This is a genomic window from Brevundimonas sp., from assembly GCF_031082345.1.
Classification (GTDB): Bacteria; Pseudomonadota; Alphaproteobacteria; order Caulobacterales; family Caulobacteraceae; genus Brevundimonas.
Genome location: NZ_JAVHLH010000391.1, coordinates 1 through 1,613 on the forward strand (window position 1 = coordinate 1; position 1,613 = coordinate 1,613).

Annotated in this window: 1 protein-coding gene and 1 pseudogene; both read left to right on the forward strand. The window is 69.3% G+C overall.

Annotation, left to right across the window (positions count from 1 at the left end):
• Positions 1-115 (forward strand): annotated as a pseudogene (locus RDU12_RS15655) (transposase); the annotation flags it as partial.
• A 173-nt stretch (positions 116-288) separates the two neighbouring features.
• The coding region (gene dnaG, locus RDU12_RS15660; protein WP_308685589.1) for a DNA primase at positions 289-1,613 on the forward strand (1,325 nt) is incomplete at its 3' end.

The following is a 1,613-nucleotide window of genomic DNA, read 5'->3' on the forward strand; positions in this document are numbered from 1 at the left end:
CCGGCGGATCGCCAAGGCCTGCGAGGAGCGGGTGGACTTCATGGCGGTGACGGCGATGCAGAAGCCGGACTTTCGGACGATCAGCGACTTTCGGAAGCGCCACCTGGCGGCGCTGGGCGGGTTCCGCCGACTTCTTGCGGCGACATGGTTAATCCACAGGCCTGTGGATCGTTCCGTTATCTGAGAAAATTGCGGGCATAATCAGGCTGTTATGGCCGCAATCCGGCCTTTGTGGTTAACCAGAGGTAAATGCCCCCGCTGAGGCGAGTCGCGCGCTATAAGGCGCAGGTGCGCTTCGACGAACGCTTCCTTGAAGAACTGAAGGCCCGCCTTCGGCCGTCCGACATCATCGGGCGGACGGTGAAGCTCAAGCGTCAGGGACGCGAATACGTCGGCCTGTCGCCCTTCACCAAGGAGAAGTCGCCGTCCTTCTTCGTCAACGACGACAAGGGCTTCTTCCACGACTTCTCGTCCGGCAAGCACGGCGACGTGATCAGCTTCCTGCAGGAGACCGAGCGGCTGTCGTTCGTTGAGGCGGTCCAGCGGCTGGCCGGGGAGGCGGGCATGGCCCTGCCGGCCGAGGACCCGCAGGCCGCCGAGCGCGAGCAGAAGCGTCAGGGACTGACCGACTGGATGGACCTGGCCCAGAAATGGTTCGCGGCCAATCTGCGCCGCTCTCCGGGCAAGGCCGCGCGCGAATATCTGGAGAAGCGGGGCCTTCCCGAGGACCAGTGGGAGAGGTTCGGCCTCGGCTATGCGCCCAACGACCGCGAGGGACTGAAGAACGCCCTGGTCCAACGCGGGGCTAAGCCGGGCGATCTGGTCGAGGCCGGCATGCTGATCGCGCCCGAGGGCGGCGGCACGCCCTATGACCGGTTCCGCGACCGCCTGATGTTCCCCATCCTCGACGCGCGCGGACGGATCGTCAGCTTCGGCGGCCGGGCGATGAACCCGGACGACCGCGCCAAATATCTGAACGGGCCGGAGAGCCCACTCTTTCACAAGGGCGCGACCCTGTACGGCCTGCCCGAGGCGCGCCGCATCCTCGGGGCCGAGAGCCGCGACGGCCAGGCCATCGTGGTGGTCGAGGGCTATATGGACGTCATCGCCTGCCAGCGAGCCGGCATTCCGGCGGTGGCCCCGATGGGCACGGCCCTGACCGAGGAGCAGATGGAGCGGCTGTGGCGGGTGTCGTCCGAGCCGGTGCTGTGTTTCGACGGCGACGCCGCCGGACGGCGGGCGGCCTACCGCGCCATCGACCGGGCCCTGCCGCAGCTGAAGTCGGGCCGGTCGTTCCGTTTCGCCCTGCTGGAGGCGGGGCAGGACCCGGACGACATCCTGCGCGACAAGGGGGCGCCGGCGCTGCGGCAGGCGCTGTCCGCCCCGCGGCCGTTCGCCGAGGTGCTGTTCCAGAAGGAGGCCGAGGTCGAGCCGCTGGACACGCCGGAGCGGCGCGCGGGTCTCAAGGGGCGGCTGCGCCAGGCCGCCTCGGCCGTGCAGGACAAGGATCTGGCGGAGCAGTACCGGCGCGAGCTGTTCGACCGCTTCGACGCCATGTTCCCCGCCCGGCGCGCGTTCCAGCCCGGCGCAGGGCGGGCGGGGCCCGGCGGCCG